The sequence below is a fragment of the Bacillus jepli genome, from assembly GCF_047238305.1.
Taxonomy (GTDB): domain Bacteria; phylum Bacillota; class Bacilli; order Bacillales; family Bacillaceae_L; genus Ferdinandcohnia.
The window spans coordinates 2,059,835-2,079,213 of record NZ_JBDFMO010000001.1; the positions used below are offsets into that span (position 1 = coordinate 2,059,835).

The 19,379-nt window shown below is 36.7% G+C and carries 23 protein-coding genes and 1 other RNA gene; 22 read left to right on the forward strand and 2 right to left on the reverse strand.

The genetic code is table 11. The features are described from left to right. Positions 1–76 precede the first annotated feature (76 nt). From ABC371_RS10345 to ABC371_RS10365, 5 genes are all read left to right on the forward strand, one after another. Entirely contained in the window at positions 77–529 is a 453-nt protein-coding gene (locus ABC371_RS10345) for an HIT family protein (protein WP_412896725.1), read from the forward strand. Beyond that, positions 522–1,316, forward strand: coding sequence for a PP2C family serine/threonine-protein phosphatase (locus ABC371_RS10350; protein WP_412896726.1), 795 nt, complete (start codon positions 522–524; stop codon positions 1,314–1,316). The genes ABC371_RS10345 and ABC371_RS10350 overlap by 8 nt, the downstream gene beginning before the upstream one ends. A gap of 70 nt (positions 1,317–1,386) precedes the next feature. Continuing rightward, complete coding sequence (gene smpB, locus ABC371_RS10355) at positions 1,387–1,854, forward strand: SsrA-binding protein SmpB (RefSeq protein ID WP_136378461.1); 468 nt, start codon at positions 1,387–1,389, stop codon at positions 1,852–1,854. 157 nt (positions 1,855–2,011) lie between these two features. Then, positions 2,012–2,373: a transfer-messenger RNA gene (ssrA, locus tag ABC371_RS10360) on the forward strand. A 358-nt stretch (positions 2,374–2,731) separates the two neighbouring features. Beyond that, a complete protein-coding gene (locus tag ABC371_RS10365; RefSeq protein ID WP_412896727.1) occupies positions 2,732–3,934 on the forward strand; it encodes a CynX/NimT family MFS transporter in 1,203 nt (400 codons plus the stop codon). Between the two features lie 95 nt (positions 3,935–4,029). Here ABC371_RS10365 and ABC371_RS10370 read toward each other — a convergent pair whose 3' ends face one another. After that, positions 4,030–4,614, reverse strand: a complete 585-nt coding sequence (locus ABC371_RS10370) for a YitT family protein (protein WP_412896728.1) — start codon at positions 4,612–4,614, stop codon at positions 4,030–4,032. A 188-nt stretch (positions 4,615–4,802) separates the two neighbouring features. Here ABC371_RS10370 and ABC371_RS10375 point away from each other — a divergent pair, with 188 nt between their 5' ends. The 17 genes from ABC371_RS10375 (at position 4,803) to ABC371_RS10455 (ending at position 18,472) form a co-directional block, all read left to right on the forward strand. Beyond that, complete coding sequence (locus ABC371_RS10375; protein WP_412896729.1) at positions 4,803–5,330, forward strand: Gmad2 immunoglobulin-like domain-containing protein; 528 nt, start codon at positions 4,803–4,805, stop codon at positions 5,328–5,330. Positions 5,331–5,537: 207 nt separating this feature from the next. After that, on the forward strand, positions 5,538–5,744 hold the full coding sequence (locus ABC371_RS10380; protein ID WP_116352842.1) for a DUF1657 domain-containing protein: 207 nt from the start codon (positions 5,538–5,540) through the stop codon (positions 5,742–5,744). A 73-nt stretch (positions 5,745–5,817) separates the two neighbouring features. Beyond that, entirely contained in the window at positions 5,818–6,279 is a 462-nt protein-coding gene (locus tag ABC371_RS10385; protein ID WP_412896730.1) for a YhcN/YlaJ family sporulation lipoprotein, read from the forward strand. Between the two features lie 19 nt (positions 6,280–6,298). Next, entirely contained in the window at positions 6,299–6,778 is a 480-nt protein-coding gene (spoVAC, locus tag ABC371_RS10390) for a stage V sporulation protein AC (RefSeq protein WP_412896731.1), read from the forward strand. Next, the gene (spoVAD, locus tag ABC371_RS10395) at positions 6,778–7,797 is read left to right on the forward strand and encodes a stage V sporulation protein AD (protein WP_412896732.1); all 1,020 of its coding nucleotides are present in this window, start codon (positions 6,778–6,780) and stop codon (positions 7,795–7,797) included. Before spoVAC ends, spoVAD begins: the two co-directional genes overlap by 1 nt. Beyond that, a complete protein-coding gene (gene spoVAE, locus ABC371_RS10400) occupies positions 7,794–8,144 on the forward strand; it encodes a stage V sporulation protein AE (protein ID WP_412896733.1) in 351 nt (116 codons plus the stop codon). The genes spoVAD and spoVAE overlap by 4 nt, the downstream gene beginning before the upstream one ends. Before the next feature lie 13 nt (positions 8,145–8,157). Beyond that, on the forward strand, positions 8,158–8,364 hold the full coding sequence (locus ABC371_RS10405; RefSeq protein ID WP_412896734.1) for a DUF1657 domain-containing protein: 207 nt from the start codon (positions 8,158–8,160) through the stop codon (positions 8,362–8,364). Positions 8,365–8,387: 23 nt separating this feature from the next. Further along, a complete protein-coding gene (locus ABC371_RS10410; protein WP_412896735.1) occupies positions 8,388–9,248 on the forward strand; it encodes a DUF421 domain-containing protein in 861 nt (286 codons plus the stop codon). A gap of 522 nt (positions 9,249–9,770) precedes the next feature. Next, positions 9,771–10,601, forward strand: a complete 831-nt coding sequence (locus ABC371_RS10415) for a sugar phosphate isomerase/epimerase family protein (protein ID WP_412896736.1) — start codon at positions 9,771–9,773, stop codon at positions 10,599–10,601. A gap of 162 nt (positions 10,602–10,763) precedes the next feature. Further along, positions 10,764–11,771, forward strand: a complete 1,008-nt coding sequence (locus ABC371_RS10420) for a tripartite tricarboxylate transporter substrate binding protein (RefSeq protein ID WP_412896737.1) — start codon at positions 10,764–10,766, stop codon at positions 11,769–11,771. A gap of 61 nt (positions 11,772–11,832) precedes the next feature. Further along, positions 11,833–12,342: a tripartite tricarboxylate transporter TctB family protein gene (locus ABC371_RS10425; RefSeq protein WP_412896738.1), complete on the forward strand. Its 510-nt coding sequence runs from the start codon at positions 11,833–11,835 to the stop codon at positions 12,340–12,342. Positions 12,343–12,358: 16 nt separating this feature from the next. Continuing rightward, on the forward strand, positions 12,359–13,870 hold the full coding sequence (locus ABC371_RS10430) for a tripartite tricarboxylate transporter permease (protein WP_412896739.1): 1,512 nt from the start codon (positions 12,359–12,361) through the stop codon (positions 13,868–13,870). 28 nt (positions 13,871–13,898) lie between these two features. Next, positions 13,899–14,792, forward strand: coding sequence for an AEC family transporter (locus ABC371_RS10435; RefSeq protein WP_412896740.1), 894 nt, complete (start codon positions 13,899–13,901; stop codon positions 14,790–14,792). Between the two features lie 32 nt (positions 14,793–14,824). Continuing rightward, complete coding sequence (locus ABC371_RS10440; RefSeq protein ID WP_412896741.1) at positions 14,825–15,823, forward strand: PdxA family dehydrogenase; 999 nt, start codon at positions 14,825–14,827, stop codon at positions 15,821–15,823. A gap of 204 nt (positions 15,824–16,027) precedes the next feature. Then, positions 16,028–17,044 (forward strand): dihydroxyacetone kinase subunit DhaK, encoded by a 1,017-nt coding sequence (locus tag ABC371_RS10445; protein ID WP_412896742.1) that lies wholly within the window; start codon positions 16,028–16,030, stop codon positions 17,042–17,044. Then, positions 17,044–17,706: a dihydroxyacetone kinase subunit DhaL gene (dhaL, locus tag ABC371_RS10450; RefSeq protein WP_412896743.1), complete on the forward strand. Its 663-nt coding sequence runs from the start codon at positions 17,044–17,046 to the stop codon at positions 17,704–17,706. The genes ABC371_RS10445 and dhaL overlap by 1 nt, the downstream gene beginning before the upstream one ends. Continuing rightward, on the forward strand, positions 17,699–18,472 hold the full coding sequence (locus ABC371_RS10455) for a triose-phosphate isomerase (protein WP_412896744.1): 774 nt from the start codon (positions 17,699–17,701) through the stop codon (positions 18,470–18,472). Before dhaL ends, ABC371_RS10455 begins: the two co-directional genes overlap by 8 nt. Before the next feature lie 39 nt (positions 18,473–18,511). On the opposite strand, the gene ABC371_RS10460 is transcribed toward ABC371_RS10455, so the two are convergent. Continuing rightward, positions 18,512–19,282: a DeoR/GlpR family DNA-binding transcription regulator gene (locus ABC371_RS10460; protein WP_412896745.1), complete on the reverse strand. Its 771-nt coding sequence runs from the start codon at positions 19,280–19,282 to the stop codon at positions 18,512–18,514. Between the last annotated feature and the right edge of the window lie 97 nt (positions 19,283–19,379).

Here is a 19,379-nt window from a genome sequence, read left to right on the forward strand (position 1 = left end):
ATCTTTTTATATGAAAAATATTCTAATTTTTCACTAAATGACTTATACTGGTATGAATTATGAGGGGGGAATTGGGATGAAGGATTGCTTTATTTGTAAAAAACATAATGGTTTGATTCAAACAGCCGGGGAAACGATTTATGAAGATGAACTTGTTTATGTAGGACACATTGATCATAATGGCGAAGATAGTTACCTAGGTCATATTATGATTGATTTAACAAGACATGCGCCAACTCTTGCTGATCTGACAATGGAGGAAGCGAAGGCGTTTGGTATCATTATGGCAAGAGTGAGTAAAGCATTAAGGGAATCTGAAAAAGCAGAACATATTTATTCTCTTGTTTCAGGAAATGCGGTTCCTCATCTTCACATGCATATTGTCCCGCGATATCCAAACACGCCGAAAGAGTTTTGGGGACCAATGGCTGTATATGATTGGCCACAAGCACCAATGGGGAATAATGAACAGATTGTACAGGTTTGTAGAAGACTAAAAGGGGCATTGGAGAATCCAAGTCATGAGTGACTTCGAATGGGTTGGCTCCCAGAAAAATTTTGTCGATACATTGTCTATTCACAAACAAGGAAAAATAACCATAGGCCGATTCGGTGGCAATTCTTCAGCAGGTCAAACAAAAAATGAAGATGGGTGTCTTGTCTGGCAAAATGATCAGGAAGATTGGGAGTTCGCGATTCTCCTTGATGCCCATCACACCGCTGAAAGTGCAGAATTGATTGTACAGGAATTTACGAGACGAAAATATACAATAAAATCTTTGTTATCAGGGTCACCCAAGGATGCCTTTAAGAATATCGAGGAGTCCGTGCTTCAAATTTTTCAGAATCCAGAATTTCTAGCTAACTGCCGGAAAGTTAAAGGTTCTACCTCATGTCTGATTGTCCTTAGAAAAGATAAATACCTTTGGTGGTTTTCGGTTGGCGATTGTATCTTGTACTTGTTCCATCCAGAGTTAAAGAAACTCGGACAATATCAAGTGAATCAACGACATTTTTTTGAATGGATCGGCGAAGTGAACACCTTTGAACTGCCTGTCACATGCTACAGTTTGGGACGAAATGAACTAAGAAAAGGTAATAACCATATATTTTTAACAACAGATGGATTAATTGAATGTCCCGGTTTACCTTATAATCACCCTGAAAAGATACAGAAAGAATTTTTAGAAGGATCAAATGAATATGCCGTTGAAGCATTATTGAAGAAAATCCAATCGCTCAACGTAAGAGACAGCACGACAATCATTTCTTGGTTTGTTGATAGTGATCAAGAAGCAAGTTTACCTTGCAATTAATAAGCCTTTCCTTGAGATGTTGTCCATTATTTGCTAAAATAGAAGGTACCGTCTTAAGGGGGAAATCAATATGCCAAAAGGTGCAGGCAAGGTAATCGCACAAAACAAAAAAGCAAATCATGATTATTTTATCGAAGAAACCTATGAAACAGGAATCGTGCTTCAAGGGACAGAAATCAAATCCCTTCGAAATGGTCGTGCAAACTTAAAGGATTCATACGCACGCGTTCATAATGGTGAAGTATACCTGTATAACATGCATATTAGCCCTTATGAGCAAGGTAACCGATATAATCATGATCCACTGCGGACACGTAAGCTACTTCTTCATCGAAAAGAAATCAACAAACTGATTGGACTTACAAAAGAGGAAGGCTATGCACTTGTTCCAATTAAGATCTATTTGAAAAATGGATATGCAAAGCTTTTATTAGGTCTTGGTAAAGGTAAGAAAAAGTATGACAAACGTGAAGACCTCAAGAAAAAAGAAGCAAAACGTGATATCGAGCGTGCCTTTAGAGAAAGACAGAAGATGTAATCTGCCACTTCTTACAATAACTTACAATTGAAATTGTGAGGACATGTGCTATAATAAGACATGTGGTTGACAATTGAATAAGTCAACGAAAGCAAGAACACTTCATCCGAAACACCCAGATAACTGATGATTAAGTTCATCATTATCATTTTATAATGGGGACGCTACGGATTCGACAGGGGTAGTTTGAGCTTAAGTTGCGAGTCGAGGGGATCGGCCTCGTTAAAACGTCAAAGCCAATAACTGGCAAAGAAAACAACAACTTCGCTTTAGCTGCTTAATAACAGTCTATAGCGGTTCCTCCCTCCATCGCCCATGTGGTAGGGTCAGGGACTCACTTTAAGTGGGCTACGCCGGAGTTCGCCGTCTGAGGACAAAGGAAGAGAACAACCAGACTAGCTGCTTGGAAGCCTGTCGATAGGCTGAAGAGTTAGCGAAACGCTAATATATCGACTACACTCGTAGATGCTTAAGTGCCAATATCTTTGGACGTGGGTTCAACTCCCACCGTCTCCACCAAATACATATACTTGGTGGTTTAATACTCATTAGACACGGACTCACCGATTATGGTGAGTCCGTTTTTACATTTTGAAAAAGTATTCTTCAAATCTAAGTTTCTTTTTTAATATTTCCGAACTGTACTTTCCATTTCGTGGAGTAACATTATTATAGTTTTCAAGAATCGAAATACTACAGTTCGATTTTCTTATTGTTTGTGCAAGAAGTTCTGGTGCCAAATCCGGCTTATAATTAACAGTTTTCATATTTTAATAAAAAGGCTATGATTATTTTGGGCTTGGTAACACGAAAAATTCTTTTTCTAGCAGCTTTTCTTATTGAAAGATATTGTTGTAGAAGCGGAGTGGTGGTGTGGATGGGTTCTAAAAAGATAAACATCTCTAAAGTTTTACTTATAATAGGCATTATTTTTGTAGCTTTTAATTTGCGCCCAGCAATCACATCAGTCGGGCCCATTATCGATTTAATTCGTTCTGATTTAGGTATTTCTAATGGAGTAGCGGGTTTCATCACAACACTTCCATTAATCTCCTTTGCGATCCTTTCAATTCTTGCGCCTAAGCTAGGACAAATGATAGGAAATGAGAGAACTATTTTTCTAGGATTATTGGTCTTGTGCATTGGCATTATCTCGCGATCATTAGGCTTTACGCCGACACTTTTTTTAGGCACATTACTTGTAGGAGTTGGTGTCGCAATTGGCAATGTCCTCATACCAAGTATTGTAAAGCTTCATTTCCCTTTAAAAGTTGGAATCATTACAAGTATTTATACAACAGCCATGAACACCTTCGCTGCTATCGGATCGGGAGTCAGTATCCCTTTAGCCAAGGGTCAATCCCTGGGTTGGAAATGGGCATTGGCCTTTTGGACAGTGCTTGCGGTTATCGCCATGGTTATTTGGTTACCTCAATTACGCAACAACCATAAAACATCATCTTCTTATAGTGGTCAATCTTCAAATGGCGCTATGTGGCGATCACCAATTGCGTGGCAAGTAACATTGTTTATGGGATTACAATCTTTTTTATTTTATTGTACTGTAGCATGGTTGCCGGAAATTTTAGAAAGTCATGGAATGCAGTTATCGATTGCTGGTTGGATGGTTTCGTTAATGCAACTAGTTGGTCTGCCAACAACGTTCCTAGCACCTGTCATTGCCAACCGATTAAAAAGTCAAAAGATGATGGTAGGTATAATTGGAATCGTTTACCTTACTGGGATAATGGGGCTTATGTTTGTGCAAACAAACATACTTCTGATTTTATCTATCATCTGTATTGGAGCAGCCCAAGGTGCAAGTATTAGCTTAGCACTCACAATGATTGGACTCCGAACAAAAGACTCAAGACAAGCCGCAAATTTATCTGGTATGGCACAGTCCATCGGATATTTATTAGCTGCTATTGGCCCTACACTAGTAGGCTTTCTGTTCGATTACACACAATCATGGTTAACGCCATTAGTCATTTTTATTGTGATTTCAATATTGATGACTATAGCAGGTGTTGGTGCTGGGCGTAATCGATATGTGGTTGGAGAAAGTATGCAAACATAATGATACATGTTGTAGCTCTTAAAAAAATTCAATTATAAGAAAAAGCATAAGTTTTCCGTTTGGAAAGCTTGTGCTTTTTTATTGTAAATATACTTTTAATGATTACCTGTCAAATTCCAAGTACATACACTTGTGGTAATGCCACCTGCTAAAATGGTTATAGCCGAAAGAAAGAAAGTTTCACTCGAAACGAATATGCCTCCGAGACAAATGACAAATATATCAATAATAAGAATGAGAATTCCTACATTAACTTTTACGATTTCCGAAAAAAACTGAGCTAATAAATCAGTCCCGCCAGTACTAGTCTCAAAGCGAAGCATAAGCCCAATACCAAAACCTATCAAAATTCCACCAGTTATTGAGCTAAGAATCGGTGAAATATGTATGCGAACTTGGTTTAAATTGTGAAAAAGGTCAATTAATAATGATGATAAAAGCATACCATGCAAGCTATTAAAAAAATAAGAACGATATTTAAACCATGAGATTGCAAAAATAGGAATACTCAACATCATAATCGAGAACCCAGCATTTGTATGAAATAGATAACTAATAATCAAACCTAAACCAATAATTCCGCCGTCTAAAACTTTGTTTGGAATTAAAAAAAGATTTATCCCCATTGCGATTGTAATGCTACCTAAAAGTATAGCAACTGCTTTCATAAAAAATGGCATATAGAAAGGACTCCCCTGTTTAAGTAACGTGTTTTATTTATATGCAAAAAGAGTTACATTCTGGACAACTTTGTTCAAGATAAAAAATTTAAAAGGGAATGCTCACCGCTTCCTGCTCCTAGGTATTTTTTCCCTTCAAATACACAGAATAATATAGAGAGATTAAATTTGTTGTGGAGGGGTTTTTTATGAAAAAAATTCTATTTTATATTGCCGTGCTAAGCATTGCCACTATCTTAGCCTCATGTAACCAAAATGATGAAGCAAATCAAGACGATAATAAGCAATTGAATGAAACAGAACAACCTGCTGATAACAATAATGATGAAACAACTCAAGAAGAGGAAAATGTAGATGAAACTGAACAAAACACGGACACGGACAATGATGTAGCACCGAATACGGAAGAAAAGGTATACCAAAACAAAACTTTCAAAGATGTAAAAGTTTCCGAAACCGATAATCAAATCGTCATAACCGGAAAAGCTCAAGTTTTTGAGGGTGTTTTTGACTATGCTCTTTATGATGGTGAAGAAAAGTTACTTGAAGATCACTATCAGACGGTAGGAGCACCTTCTTGGGGTGATTTTGAGATCAAGATTGATAAAACATCTATTGCTCAACCTAAAAATGAGGTGAGAATCGAACTATTTGTTTATTCCGCAAAGGATGGTTCAAAAGAAAATATATTAAATATTCCACTGACAATGAAATAGAAAAAACGAAAGACATTAATTTTCCACCTTGGAAAATTGATGTCTTATTTTAATCTTTTTAGAGACGCGGAGACTGTACTGTGTCCCAAAATTATTTTTAATTATGAACCTATTATTTAATTGTAAAAAAATGGATTATATATATTAGCCCCATTTTACAAATTCTATAGATGTTTACGAAACGTCAGAAAATGTGGAGGAAATAATATGACAGTTAAAAGTCAAGTCAAACAAACAATCGCAGGTTTGAAAAGTGCACAAGCAAGCCTTGAACAATTTTCACTTCAAACTCAAAACCAACAAGCAAAACAAATGTACCAAACTGCTGCACAGCAAACCCAAATGATTGTGGATAGTCTCAACCCGCGTTTGCAAGAATTAGATGCGGAAGAGCCACAATATCAACAGGAATAAGTCTAACATCAAGGTTGGTTATTGGAACCAACCTTTTCTCGAATTGTAATGCTATGGGATGGGATTGGTATATATGAAAAAGTACTTCTTTCGTTATGGTGTTTTTATATTTTTAGTCTTTGGGTTATTAACCGGGTGCAAAGAAAATATCGATTCTGTTAAAAATCAAAGCACATCAATAACCAAAATAAGTGCAAAAAAGTCAACGAATCAATCAACAGCAAATCATGCTAAAGAGTTAGTAATCAAAAGGGATGACGTCACTGGGGTTCGTGGGGTCAATACCGATAAAGAACTACTTATCGCAATAACAGTACCACAAATAGATAGATTCCAACTGAAAACCATTCAAAAGAATGTGAAAGAAGAGTTAAAAAAGAAATACCCAGATTACAAAATTGAAGTATCAACCGATCAAAAAATCTTTTTAGAATTAGATATTTTGGAGAGAAAGCTCGAAGAAGGGAAGGCAGGGAAAAAAGAACTAAAAAAGGAATTTGGGAACATAAAACGTCTTATGAAAGAGGAAGCATGAAAATGAGTGAGGGTAGCTTATGGCAAATAAAAAGAAGAAAAAATTAACCCCAGTTCAACAGGAATATCAAGAATTTCAAAAACAAAGAGAGACAAAACGCCCCTTATTTAAAAATTGTATCAATGCCTTTCTAACGGGTGGCATCATATGTCTAATTGGACAAGGGATACAGACCTTTTACATATACTTTTTTGATTTTACTGAACAAACAGCCGGAAACCCAACGGTTGCTACACTCATTTTTATTTCCATGCTCTTCACGGGATTTGGAGTTTATGACAGAATTGCCCAATTTGGTGGGGCTGGTTCCGCGGTTCCTGTGACTGGGTTTGGAAATGCAGTGATTTCTGCAGCGATTGAACATCGGACAGAGGGATTTGTACTGGGGGTTGGTGGGAATATGTTTAAGTTGGCAGGTTCAGTCATTTTATTTGGTGTTTTTTCAGCCTTTATTTTCGCTACCATTAAGACAATTCTTATTACGTGGGGGGGACTGTAATGCTGACTGGTCATCGAACATGGATATTTGATCAAAAGCCTGTCATTATTTCAACGGGAACAGTCGTTGGGCCATTTGAAGCAAAAGGTAAAATTCCGCAAGATTTTGACTTAATTCATGGCGAAATTTGGCTTAATCAAGATTCATTTGAAAAAGCACATCAGGTTATGCTAGAAGAAGCCTGCCAAAAGGCAATCGAAAAAGCCAATCTACAAAAGGAACAGATTCAGTTTTTTCTTGGTGGTGATCTCATCAATCAAATCACTCCAACAAGCTTTGCTACTAGAACATTAGGGAGTCCTTACTTAGGGTTGTTCGGGGCTTGTTCAACCTCAATGGAGGGATTAGCGCTATCTGCATTTTTAGTAAATTATAACGGTGCAAAATACATATTAACTGGTGCATCAAGTCATAATGCGGCTGTTGAAAAGCAATTTCGTTATCCAACTGAGTATGGTGGTCAAAAACCCCCAACCGCACAATGGACTGTTACAGGGGCAGGTGTGGCATTAGTCAGTTCTACGGGATCAGGGCCACGAGTAACATCAGCAACTATCGGTAAAATTGTGGACATGGGATTAACTGACCCATTTAATATGGGAGGTGCAATGGCACCAGCTGCCGTTGATACAATCGAAGCTCATCTAAAAGAAAGAAATGTTGATCCATCCTATTATGATCTAATCGTGACGGGAGATCTTGGACATATCGGTCGAGAGGTGTCACTGGATTTATTTAAAAAGCATGGCACTCCAATTAAGGAAGAAAAGTATCAGGATTGCGGTCTCATCATTTATCGGGAAGGGCAGCCTGTCCTATCAGGTGCAAGCGGTGCCGGTTGCTCAGCAACAGTTGTTTACGGGCACATTATAAACCGAATGAAAAAAGGGGAATTAAATCGGGTTCTAGTCGTTGCAACAGGTGCCTTACTTTCACCGCTTAGTTTTCAGCAAAAAGAATCGATTCCTTGTATAGCACATGCGGTATCAATAGAAAATGGAGGTGAAGAACAGTCATGATATTCTTTTGGGCTTTTGTCATAGGTGGCCTAATTTGTGTGATTGGTCAAATCATGTTTGATGTTTTTAAACTCACACCTGCCCATACATTATGTACGTTTGTAGTCCTTGGAGCACTTTTGGATGCGTTTGGTTTATACGAACCGTTCATTGACTTTGCAGGTGCTGGGGCAACTGTTCCGATCACTAGTTTCGGAAATTCCCTTTTTCATGGTGCAATGGCCGAAGCGGAAAAGCATGGGCTCGTTGGCGTGGTAACGGGGATGTTTGAAGTCACAAGTGCCGGTATATCGGCTGCCATCATTTTCGGGATGATTGGCGCCATATTTTTTAAACCAAAAGGGTAAAGGAGAATGAAGGGTGACAGTAGGCTCTCAAGTGAAACAATGTCTTTCTAGTATAAAAAATATTGAAGCAAGTCTATCTAGCTTAGCATTACGCACGCAAGACACAGAGGCGAAACGAACTTTTCATGAAACCATGATGCTCATGGATGAAATAAAGAATGATCTAAAAATACGTGTCGGAGAAATAGAGCGGGAGGAAGAGCAATATCAAGGTTTTTAAATCAATGGTAAGGAGTTACGATTATGCCAGATTGGGTAAGTATTGCCGTACGATCACTAGTCTTACTTATCGCACTGTTCTTTTTTACGAAATGGTTAGGGAAGAAGCAAATTTCTCAGCTATCCTATTTCGAATATATTAATGGAATTACAATAGGTAGTATTGCTGCAGAGATCTCCACAGGACTGGATCGAAATGTCAGTCATGGATTAATAGGTATGGGTGTCTGGTTCGCTATTCCGTTTATCATGGGTTTCATTTCATTAAATAGTAAAATAGTAAGAGACTTTGCTGAAGGAAAAGGAACCGTTTTTATTCAAGATGGAAAGGTAATGGAAGATAATTTAAAAAAAGAAAAGTATACAATTGATGAATTACTAGCAAAACTACGAAATAAGGATGTCTTCCAGGTAGCAGATGTTGAGTTCGCCGTATTAGAAACAGATGGAAGCTTAAGTGTCTTATTAAAAAAGGAAAATCAACCAGTAACCGCAAAAGTTCTAAATCTGGCTGTTGCTCCGATAAAAGAACCGCAAACGGTTATTATGGACGGAGAAATCATGCATGAACCATTATCATCATCTGGCTACAGTCAGAATTGGCTTGACACAGAACTTGATAAAATGGGCGTCAGTATTGAAAATGTGTTCTTAGGGCAAGTTGATTCTTATGGACAACTGACAGTCGATTTATTTGATGATAAGATCAAGGTCCCATCTCCACAGGAAAAACCATTACTTCTCGCCACGATAAAAAAATGTCAGGCGGATTTAGAATTGTTTGCTTTACAAACCAATAACCAATCCGCAAAAGAAATGTATCAGAAGAATAGTGAAAAACTCCAGGATGCCCTAAATAAGGTGACTCCGTTTTTAAATAGCTAAGGCTGCGGGGAAAAAATGCTACGGAAATCATTCAGTGGGCCGTTAAATTATTTCAAAAAGAAAATCAAATGCCAAAAACGGATGGAATAACAAAAAGGGAGTATACCTTATTAGGCATTTGGAGTGAATTGGACTTCATTAAACGAAAATCCTTGAGGTTAAAGAGTATTGTAAGTCTTGGACAAAGACAAGCAATACTTTTTTTTAGGGATTTTTTTCATTTTGCAAAAGAAAACAAAATCTATTCAATTAACTACATTAACTAGTAAATTACATTTTATCCAGTTTACACCCTGTAAAAAATTACCTAATGAGTTTAATTCGACATTCAATTTGCTTTCATTTGCATTCAACAAATTATTGAAATCCAATGAATACTATCATTATATTTTTGTTTATTGTTATTTTTTATTGACAAAGTGAAAATAAATGATAAAATTAAGAAAAAAAGAGGTTGGAAACGTTTGCAGTTAAATTATTAACAACTTTCAGATATTACTAGTATATAAGGTGGGGATAGAGTTGGCAATAAAGTTTGGATGCCATGGTTCCACATGGGAACTAGATTATGATAAAGAATGCGATTATCTAGATCAAATCATGGATACCGTGAAAGAAGCAGGATTTAAAGGCATTGATGTCCAGGTCGCACTTTTAGGAAGATATAAAAATCAACCTGAACGACTAAAAGAAGAACTGGTAAAGAGAGAATTAGAACTAGCGGCTTTAACTGTTCCGTTTACATGGGCAGGAGAGAATGAAACACAAGAAGAAAAAACACATGCTGATTATTACATAAATTATTTAACACATTTTCCGGGAGCCATCATGAACGTTCCTGCAAGGGTCGGAACGAATAGAGATCATTTATTAAAGAGACAGAAGGAAATTATGAATTGTGTAAATGCACTTGGGATACGTGCACATGATAATGGTGTAATAGCTTCCTTTCACCCAGCATCACCAAAAACTTCTTATTTTAGAACAAAAGAAGATTATGATGTCATGTTTGATCTATTAGATAGAAGATACTTGAGTTATACACCGGATGCAGGTCATATAAAAGCCGGTGGAATGAATCCAGTTGAGATTATTAAAGATAACCTTTCTATTATAAAACATGTACATATTAAAGATTGTTCAAATACGTTTGAATGGAAAAAAATGGGTACAGGTGATATCGATTTCCCTGCAATAACTGAAATTCTCTCTAACTCGAATTATAAAGGGTGGATTATGGTTGAAGAAGAAACGGAAGAAGCGGCTACAGATCCGCACAATGTCATATTAGATGTAGGGAATTATGTACAAACCCAATTGGAACCGATTACGAGAGGAATGAAAACAAACTAAACCCATATCCCTATAACGAAATTCAATGAAACTATAAAAATATAAATCATGATTATCTTTATTCTAATTGAGGGGGTGAAAGCTTCTAGTAATACCGGTTAGTTTGTATTTGAAGCATATGCCTTGTGAAACTTTGTATGAAATAAAGGGGGAAAATCGAAAATGAGAAGAAAGTTTAATTTTATTGGGATTTTATTAATTGGTCTTATCATGCTTTTAGCTGCTTGTAGCGGTGGATCAGAGGAGTCTAATGGTTCTTCATCAGATAGTGGAGATGACAAAAAAACTGTAGATTATCCAACAAAAAATATTGAGGTTCTTGTAGGACACGGCGCAGGAGGAGGTACAGACCTCTTTGCAAGAGCAGTAACAAAACAACTAGAAGATATCTTAGGGGTTAACATTAATGTTGTAAACCAAGAAGGAGGAGCTGGTGTTATTGCAGCACAAAATGCTTTTAATGCTCCTGCAGATGGATATACATTAGTTGGTGACGCTGCATTTCCTATCACAACTGCAGCTGGAACAAATGAACACGGTTTAGAAGATTTTGTTCCAATCGCACGTTTCCAAAGTGATACGTATGGATTATGGGTAGATCCTAAGAAATATGATAGTATTGATGACTTTATTAAAGCTGCAAAGGAGAACCCTGGTAAAATCACTGTTGGTGGAACTGGATCTATGGGTATGGATGAAATTACAGTTTTCCAACTTGGTCAAGAAGCAGAGATTGAACTAAACTTCGTACCAATGCAAGGTTCTGGTGAAATGCATGCTGGTGTAATTGGTGGTCATTTAGATGCAATGGTAGACGAGTTTGGTCCGACCAAAGCTTTATATGAAGATGGTTCTATAAAACCACTTGTAGTATTTGCAGAAGAAAGATTAGAGCAATTCCCAGATTTACCAACAACTGTTGAAAAAGGTTGGGACTTAACCGATGGTAATGAGCGTGGTTTCTATGTGAAAAAAGGAACGGACCCAGAAATTATCAAAATTTTAGAGGAAGCAATGAAGAAAGCATATGATTCAGATGAATATCAAAAATTTGAAGAAGAAAGCTATTTACATCTAAGAGAAGGTTGGTTAAATTCTGAGGACTTTACGAAGAGAACAGAAGAATTAATTGAAAAATACAAAACAGTCATAGAAGAACTTCAAAAATAAGCTGGGTAAAGTAGGAGGCTTTGCCTCCTACTTTGACCTTCTGTAGTTGGGAGTGAATAATATGAGCAGTGTAAAAAAGGACTATATATTTTATAGTATTGTAATTTTATTTGCTGTTTTCTTCTTAAGTATGACCCCGCAAATTAAAATTACAAACGCAACCTTTGCAGTTGGTCCAAGGTCATGGCCGTATATTTTATTAACACTAATGTTTGTCTTGGGAGCCTATGGTATTATCAAAACGTTTATAAAATCTAAAAATACGAAAGCAACAGAAACTATTGAAAAAGAAGAAGTTGGAAGAAAGGTATTTAATATTTCCATCCCAATGCTTTCTTTAGTTACTGTCATTATATATGTAGTTTTGCTTAATTTTATTGGATTTATCATTACTACTATCCTATTTTTATACGGAATCTCCTTTTTACTTGGAGCAAAAAAACAAGTAGGTACAATTATCTTTTCCGTTGTAACAACCGTCGTATTCGTAGTTTTATTTTCAGTATTACTACACATTCCGTTACCTCGTGGAACAGGAATTTTTAGAGAACTTAGTCTATTATTCTATTAATAAAGGGGGGGATAAGATGCTTGAATATTTAATGAACGGCCTACTGACTATTGTTACTGATCCTATGAATATCATCATGTTACTTGCTGCAATTGCTATCGGGTATATCGGTGGGGCAATTCCTGGGGTAAGTGGAACCATGTTGGTCGTTATCATGCTTCCTGTGACATATGCCTTAGAACCTGAAGCAGCATTTATTTTACTTACAGGAATTTATGCGATTACAGCGTTCTCGGGAGCAATTAGTGCCATACTGCTTCGAACACCAGGTACACCAGAGGCAGTTGTAACAACCTTTGATGGATACCCGATGGCACAACAAGGTAACCCTGGACGTGCCTTAGGCATTGCAATTTTCTGCTCTGTTGTAGGTGGAGTTTTTGGAACATTATGCTTAATTTTTATCACACCCGCTTTAGCGCAAGTCGCATTATCCTTTTCTTCCCCTGAATACTTTGCACTAGCAGTAATGGGTCTGACCGTTGTTGCTTCACTAAGTGGTAAGGAATTAACAAAAGGGTTAATTGGGGTATTTTTTGGATTGATGATTTCCGTAATTGGTATGGATCCATTAACGGGTACTTTACGATATACATTCGGGTCAACATCACTGTCATCTGGGATTAATTTAATTCCTGTTATTATTGGACTCTTTGCTTTATCTGAATTTTTGAAGAAATCAAAGGATAGCCATGTTGTGCAAGAAGCAATGACAAATGTAAAAACGAAAATTTTTGAAATGGAAGTTTTTAAAAAAATTAAAGGAACGATTGCGCGTTCTAACCTAATAGGTGTTTTTATAGGAATATTGCCGGGTGTAGGGGCAACAACCGCGTCAATGCTAAGCTATAGTGAAACAGTAAGATGGTCTAAGGAAGAGGAAAAAGAGTCTTATGGGAAAGGTAATCCAAAAGGGATCGCAGCATCAGAAACTGCGAATAACGCTGCTGCGATGGGTACATTAGTGCCATTACTTTCATTAGGGATTCCCGGAGGAGCAACCGCAGCCGTTCTTTTGGGTGCTTTCGTTCTTCACGGAATGCAGCCTGGTCCTATGCTATTTAAAACAGAGCCCAATTTAATGTATACCATTTTTGCGGGATTACTTTTAGCTAATATTGCAATGCTTCTAGTATCGAAGCCTTTTATTAAGATTTTTAAACAAGTAGTAAATATTCCTTATTATGTATTAGGCCCACTTGTAGTTGTATTCTGTGTGATTGGGACATATACAGTGCGAAACAACTATATTGATATTCTCATCATGGTTGTATTTGCAATTATTGGGTATATCCTTGAAAAATACAAATTCCCATTAGCAACAATCATTTTAGGGGTTGTATTAGGTCCACTTACAGAAAGTGAGTTCCGTCGTTCCATTCAAATGGCAGATGGTGATTTTACCATTTTTTTAACAAGACCGATTAGTTTAATTTTATTAATTATTTCAGCATTAATGTTGTTTTATCCAAGCATTAACGATTATTTTAAAAAACGAAAAATGGCAAAAGCAAATATTCAAGCATAACAAAAACTGTATAGAAGGTTTTGGCTAAATGAATATAATCTTCGGAGCTTTATTACCAGTATTTACAGTATTTTTTATTGGATATGTTCTACAGAAAATAAAAGGCTTGGACATTAAAGCATTGTCCACAGTTGCGGTATATGTTTTAATTCCATGTCTTGTCTTTCGGTCATTACTGGAAACGAAAATAGAACAACAATACTTGATGATGGTATTCATCGTATTGTTGTTAATGATCATTACAATAACAATTGACAAGGTAGTTGTATGGTTTCGAAAATTAGATACCGATACAGAAAGTGCGTTTATCCTTTCGACGGTCTTTATGAATGCAGGGAATTATGGCACACCCATCGTGTTATTTGTATTTGGAGAAGAGGCCTTCCATATTGCGATTTCCTTTTACGTAATCCAGCTTATTTTATTTAATACAGTTGGAATCTATTACGCATCAAGAAGTAAGGAAAGTTTCATAAAGGGCATGAAAAATATCTTTAGATTACCTGCTATATATGCTGTCTTTTTTGCATTTCTATTCAGGCAATTCCCGATTTTGCCTGAGAATATCTATTCGATTATCAACCTATTAGCTAATGGTGCGATCCCGATTATTATGCTTCTTTTGGGAATGCAACTAGCAAACTTAAAAATGGAAGTCTTGGATTGGAGACAAATATCCTTTGTTACAGTGATGAGGTTAATTATTTCACCATTGGTTGCAGTTGCTATTACCTTGTTACTACCGGTTGAGCCCCTCTACCGGAATGTCATTATTACTCTAGCAGCAATGCCGACCGCGGTAAATGTCACATTGTACTCATTGGAATTTAATATACAACCAAAATTTGTATCAGTCGCTACCATATTTAACACTTTCCTTAGCTTAATTACAGTTACTATCTTATTAAATATTTTAAGTTGATAAAATTTACATACCTTAAAGGAGGAACTATCATGAGTAAACCAACAATTGGATTATTATATGGGGATGCTGCAGGTGTTGGGCCTGAGGTAGTTGCAAAATCATTTGCAAACAAAGAAATTTTAGAGTCGGCAACTTGGATTTTAATTGGAGATGAACGTATTTTTAACCGTGGAGCAAGCATAGCGGATCAACAGCTAAACTACCAAAAAGTAGACAGCATAGATGATGTGAATCCAGACGTTTCTTCACTATGGTTAATTGATACTAAAAATACAGATCCTGATGAAATTGAAATGGGTGTTTTAAACGAGAAGTCCGGTAAAGCAGCTGGTGACAATCTAGTTTTTGCATTAGAGCTAGCAAAACAAGAAAAGCTAGACGGTCTATCCTATGGACCGATGAACAAAAGTGCTCTATATCAGGGGGGCTATACTTTTAAAGATGATATCCATTTAGTAGCCTCTGTATTTGGGCTAGAGACAGGCTTCATGGAGGTAAACGTGATGGATGGTGTTTGGTTTACACGCGTTACGTCACACATTCCTTTAAAAGAAGTTGCAGAAAATATAACAAAAGAAAATGTGCTAAATAGTATTCTTTTTGCAGATAAAATCGTTTCAAAAGCAGGAATTGAGCCGAAGATTGCAGTTGCTGGCTTAAATCCACATGCTGGGGATAATGGACTATTAGGAGATGAGGAAAATGAAATCATCTCACCTGCGGTTGAAGAAGCGAAAAATCAAGGTGTGAATGTGCATGGACCTTTCTCAGCAGATACAATTTTCCTTCGTTTAAAAAAGGAAAACTTCAACTGTCTACTAGGCATGTACCATGACCAAGCTCAAATTGGTATGAAAACAATGGGCTTTAATAAGGGTGTAACAATAAGTGGGGGCTTACCAATTGTAATTACAACTCCTGCACATGGTACAGCATTTGACATTGCAGGAAAGGGCATTGTCGATCCAAGTGCATTTGAAGAAGCACTTAAACTTGGCATCAAACTAATCAATAACGGATACAAATAAGTTTTTTTCAAAGTAGGGGTACCTGATTGGTCGTTTATAAGGCTATTTGGTACTCCTTTTTCTATTAATCTCTTTTTCATTCATGAATATCAAAATCTAAATTGACAGCGTTAAAATAAAAGATTAAAATAATAAATGAAAGTAAATAAAAACAAATAAAATAGTTTTATAATTTTATATATTTTAAATCTGGGGGGACAACAAGTGAAGAAAATAATCAATAATCCTGGTCGTGTTGTACAAGAAGCAATTGAAGGTTATATGTATGCATATAAAGACTCTTTAGTGAAAGTAGAAAATGTAAACGGAATCATTCGTAAGAACATGAAGGAGAAGGTTGCGATCGTTACGGGTGGAGGAAGTGGGCATGAACCATTATTCCTTGGCTTCGTCGGAGAAGGCTTAGCTGATGGTGTCGCAATTGGAAATGTATTCGCAGCACCAACACCAAATACGGTTCAAGACGTTGCAAAAGCTGTTGATCAAGGCATGGGTGTCTTATTTGTATATGGAAACTATGCCGGAGACGTACTTAATTTTGATATGGCAGCGGAGTTATTAGATTTTGAAGATATTCAAACAAGAACGGTCTTAGTAGCCGATGATGTTGCTTCAGCTCCAGAAGATCGGAAAGCTGACCGAAGAGGTATTGCAGGTGACGTATTTGTCATCAAAATCGCGGGTGCGGCTTCTGAAAAAGGATGGTCGTTAGAAGAAGTATCCCGCGTCACTCAAAAGGCAGCAGATCACACATTCTCCATTGGTGTAGCAACATCACCAGGCTCTATACCTGGTGAAACTGATCCTCCATTTGTTCTAGGTGATGATGAAATTGAACTAGGAATGGGAATACACGGTGAACCGGGAATGAAACGTACAAAACTTATGCCGGCTGATCAGTTAACAGACGAATTACTTGAAACGCTTTTAGTAGAAAGTAAGATTCAAGCGGGAGACGAAGTGGCTGTTTATGTAAACGGTTTAGGATCTACAACACTATTAGAATTATTAATTGTGAATCGTAGAGTTGCTCAAGTTTTAGAGGAAAAAGCTATCACGATTTATGATATGGATGTAAATAGCTATTGTACCACACAAGAAATGGGTGGATTTTCTATTACATTCCTAAAATTAGATGATGAATTAAAAGAGTTATATAATGCTCCTGCACATTCACCATATTACAACAAAGCTGAAAAAGTCAAAGGAGGAGTGAGATAATGGCGACGCAAACACTAAAATCTCTAAATCCAAACCAAGTGAAGGAAATGTTTTTATACGTTGGTGAAAAGGTAGTAGAAAGCAAACCGTTATTAACAAAGATTGATAGTGCTATCGGTGATGGAGACCACGGAATCGGCATGTCCGTAGGTTTTACAAAAGCCGATGAAAATTTAAAAGCAACTGAATTTACAACAGTAAATGATGTGTTTAAAACGATTGGTATGTCAATGATTTCCTCAATGGGTGGAGCATCAGGAGTTATTTTCGGAACAATGTTTGTTGGTGGAATTAAAGGGGTAGAACCTAAGGATACACTTGATTTAGCATCTTTGGCTGAGATTTATGAAAAGGCACTTGATGCAATTAAACAACGCGGAAAGGCTGAACTTGGGGATAAAACAATGATAGATGCATTCCAGCCTGCTGTTGAAGCATTGAAAGCTAGTGTCGCAGAAAATGTAAGCTTAGTAGAAGGCCTTCGCAAAGCAGAAACAGCTGCAATTGAAGGGGTTGAAGCTACAAAGGATTATATTGCTAAGTTTGGTCGTGCAAAATCTTTAGGTGAACGAGCAATTGGTCATCAGGATGCAGGTGCTACAACCGTATCAATCATTTTCAAATCAATGAAGGAATGGGTTGAAGGTCAGGAGAATGAATAAGGTTTGGATCGGTACCAATTGGAAAATGACAAAAACCATTGCTGAAGGAATTTTCTATACAGAAGAACTTAAGCAATTAGCGAATGAACTAAATCCTACTATTGAATTGTTTATTATTCCTTCTTATACAGCATTGGTTGATATTAAAAAGGAAACAGTAGACTCAAGAATTAAGCTTGGTGCCCAAAATATGCACTGGGAAGACGCAGGAGCATATACAGGTGAAATATCTCCTAAAATGTTGGCTGAGATTGGTCTTGACTTAGTTGAACTTGGTCACTCAGAGCGAAGACAATATTATAATGAAAATGATGAGGATATTAATAAAAAAGTGTTAGCCGCATTGAAGTATGATATGAAGCCTTTAGTTTGTATTGGTGAAAACATTGAACAAAAGAATAATGAAATTTCTCAAGAAATCCTTGCTGCTCAACTAAAGGTTTGTTTAAAAGGTTTGACAGAGGATCAAGTTAAACATGTCCTTATCGCTTATGAGCCAGTTTGGGCGATTGGTGAAAATGGAATTCCAGCAGATTCAGAGTATGTTGGGGAAATACATACATTCTTGCGCGAAACATTAGTTGACATGTTTCCGAAAAATGGTCATGAAATTCCATTGTTATATGGAGGAAGTGTTAACCTAGAGAATTTCCTGCCGTATATCGACCAAAAGGATGTTAATGGATTATTCGTAGGGAGAACTGCTTGGAATATGGAGACATTTACAGTTCTTTTACATGAACTTGAAAAACATTTAAATAACTAAAGTAAAAAAGGATACTCCAGCGAGTATCCTATTTACTTTTTATAATACCTCAATATTCCGTTTTGTTAGTTCTTTTTCTAATTCAGCATCAAGTTCTTGATCCGAGATAATTGTATCAAGCTGGTCACAGGTTGCAAATGTTGCAATCGAGCTCGTACCAATTTTTGAATGGTCTAATAATGCAACAATTTTATCTGCCTTATCTACCATTACCCTCTTTAATTCTACTTCATACACATTAAAATCCGTTAGCCCTTCTTCAATCGTAAAGCCTCTGGCTGACGTAAACATCGTATCAATATTGATTTTATTTAACACATTCGTACCAAGTAAACCCTCTAGGGCCATTGAGCCCATCCGAGCCATACCGCCAACTAATATAACATTGACACCTGGGTTTTCCTTCAATTCGATTGCGGCAGAAATTCCATTTGTCACAACCGTGATATTTAAAGTTGATTCCCTTATTAATCTAGCTAATGCGAGGGCAGTCGTACTAGCGTCTAACAAGATACAATCCTTTTGATTGATCAAATTAATGGCCCTTTGTGCAATGATGTTTTTTGAATCCGGATTTTTCTTTTCACGTTCTGAAAAACTTACTTTCGTGGAGGTTAAATCCTCATTTAAAACAGCGCCTCCATGGGTTCGGGTTAATAAGCCTTCTTCCTCTAATACATTTAAATCAGTTCGTAATGTCGCTTCGGAAACGTTTACATCCTTTGCTAAATCCTTAACGGTTACTCGTTTTTTTTCCTCGAGTATACTTAATATTAATTGTCTTCTTTCAGTAGCAAATAATTTATTCATGATTACCCCTCATTTGATTGAAAATAAAAATAAAAAATAATTAAAATTAAAAAATTAAGGTTCTCTAAGTATTGTTCACTAATTCAAGTTTAATCAA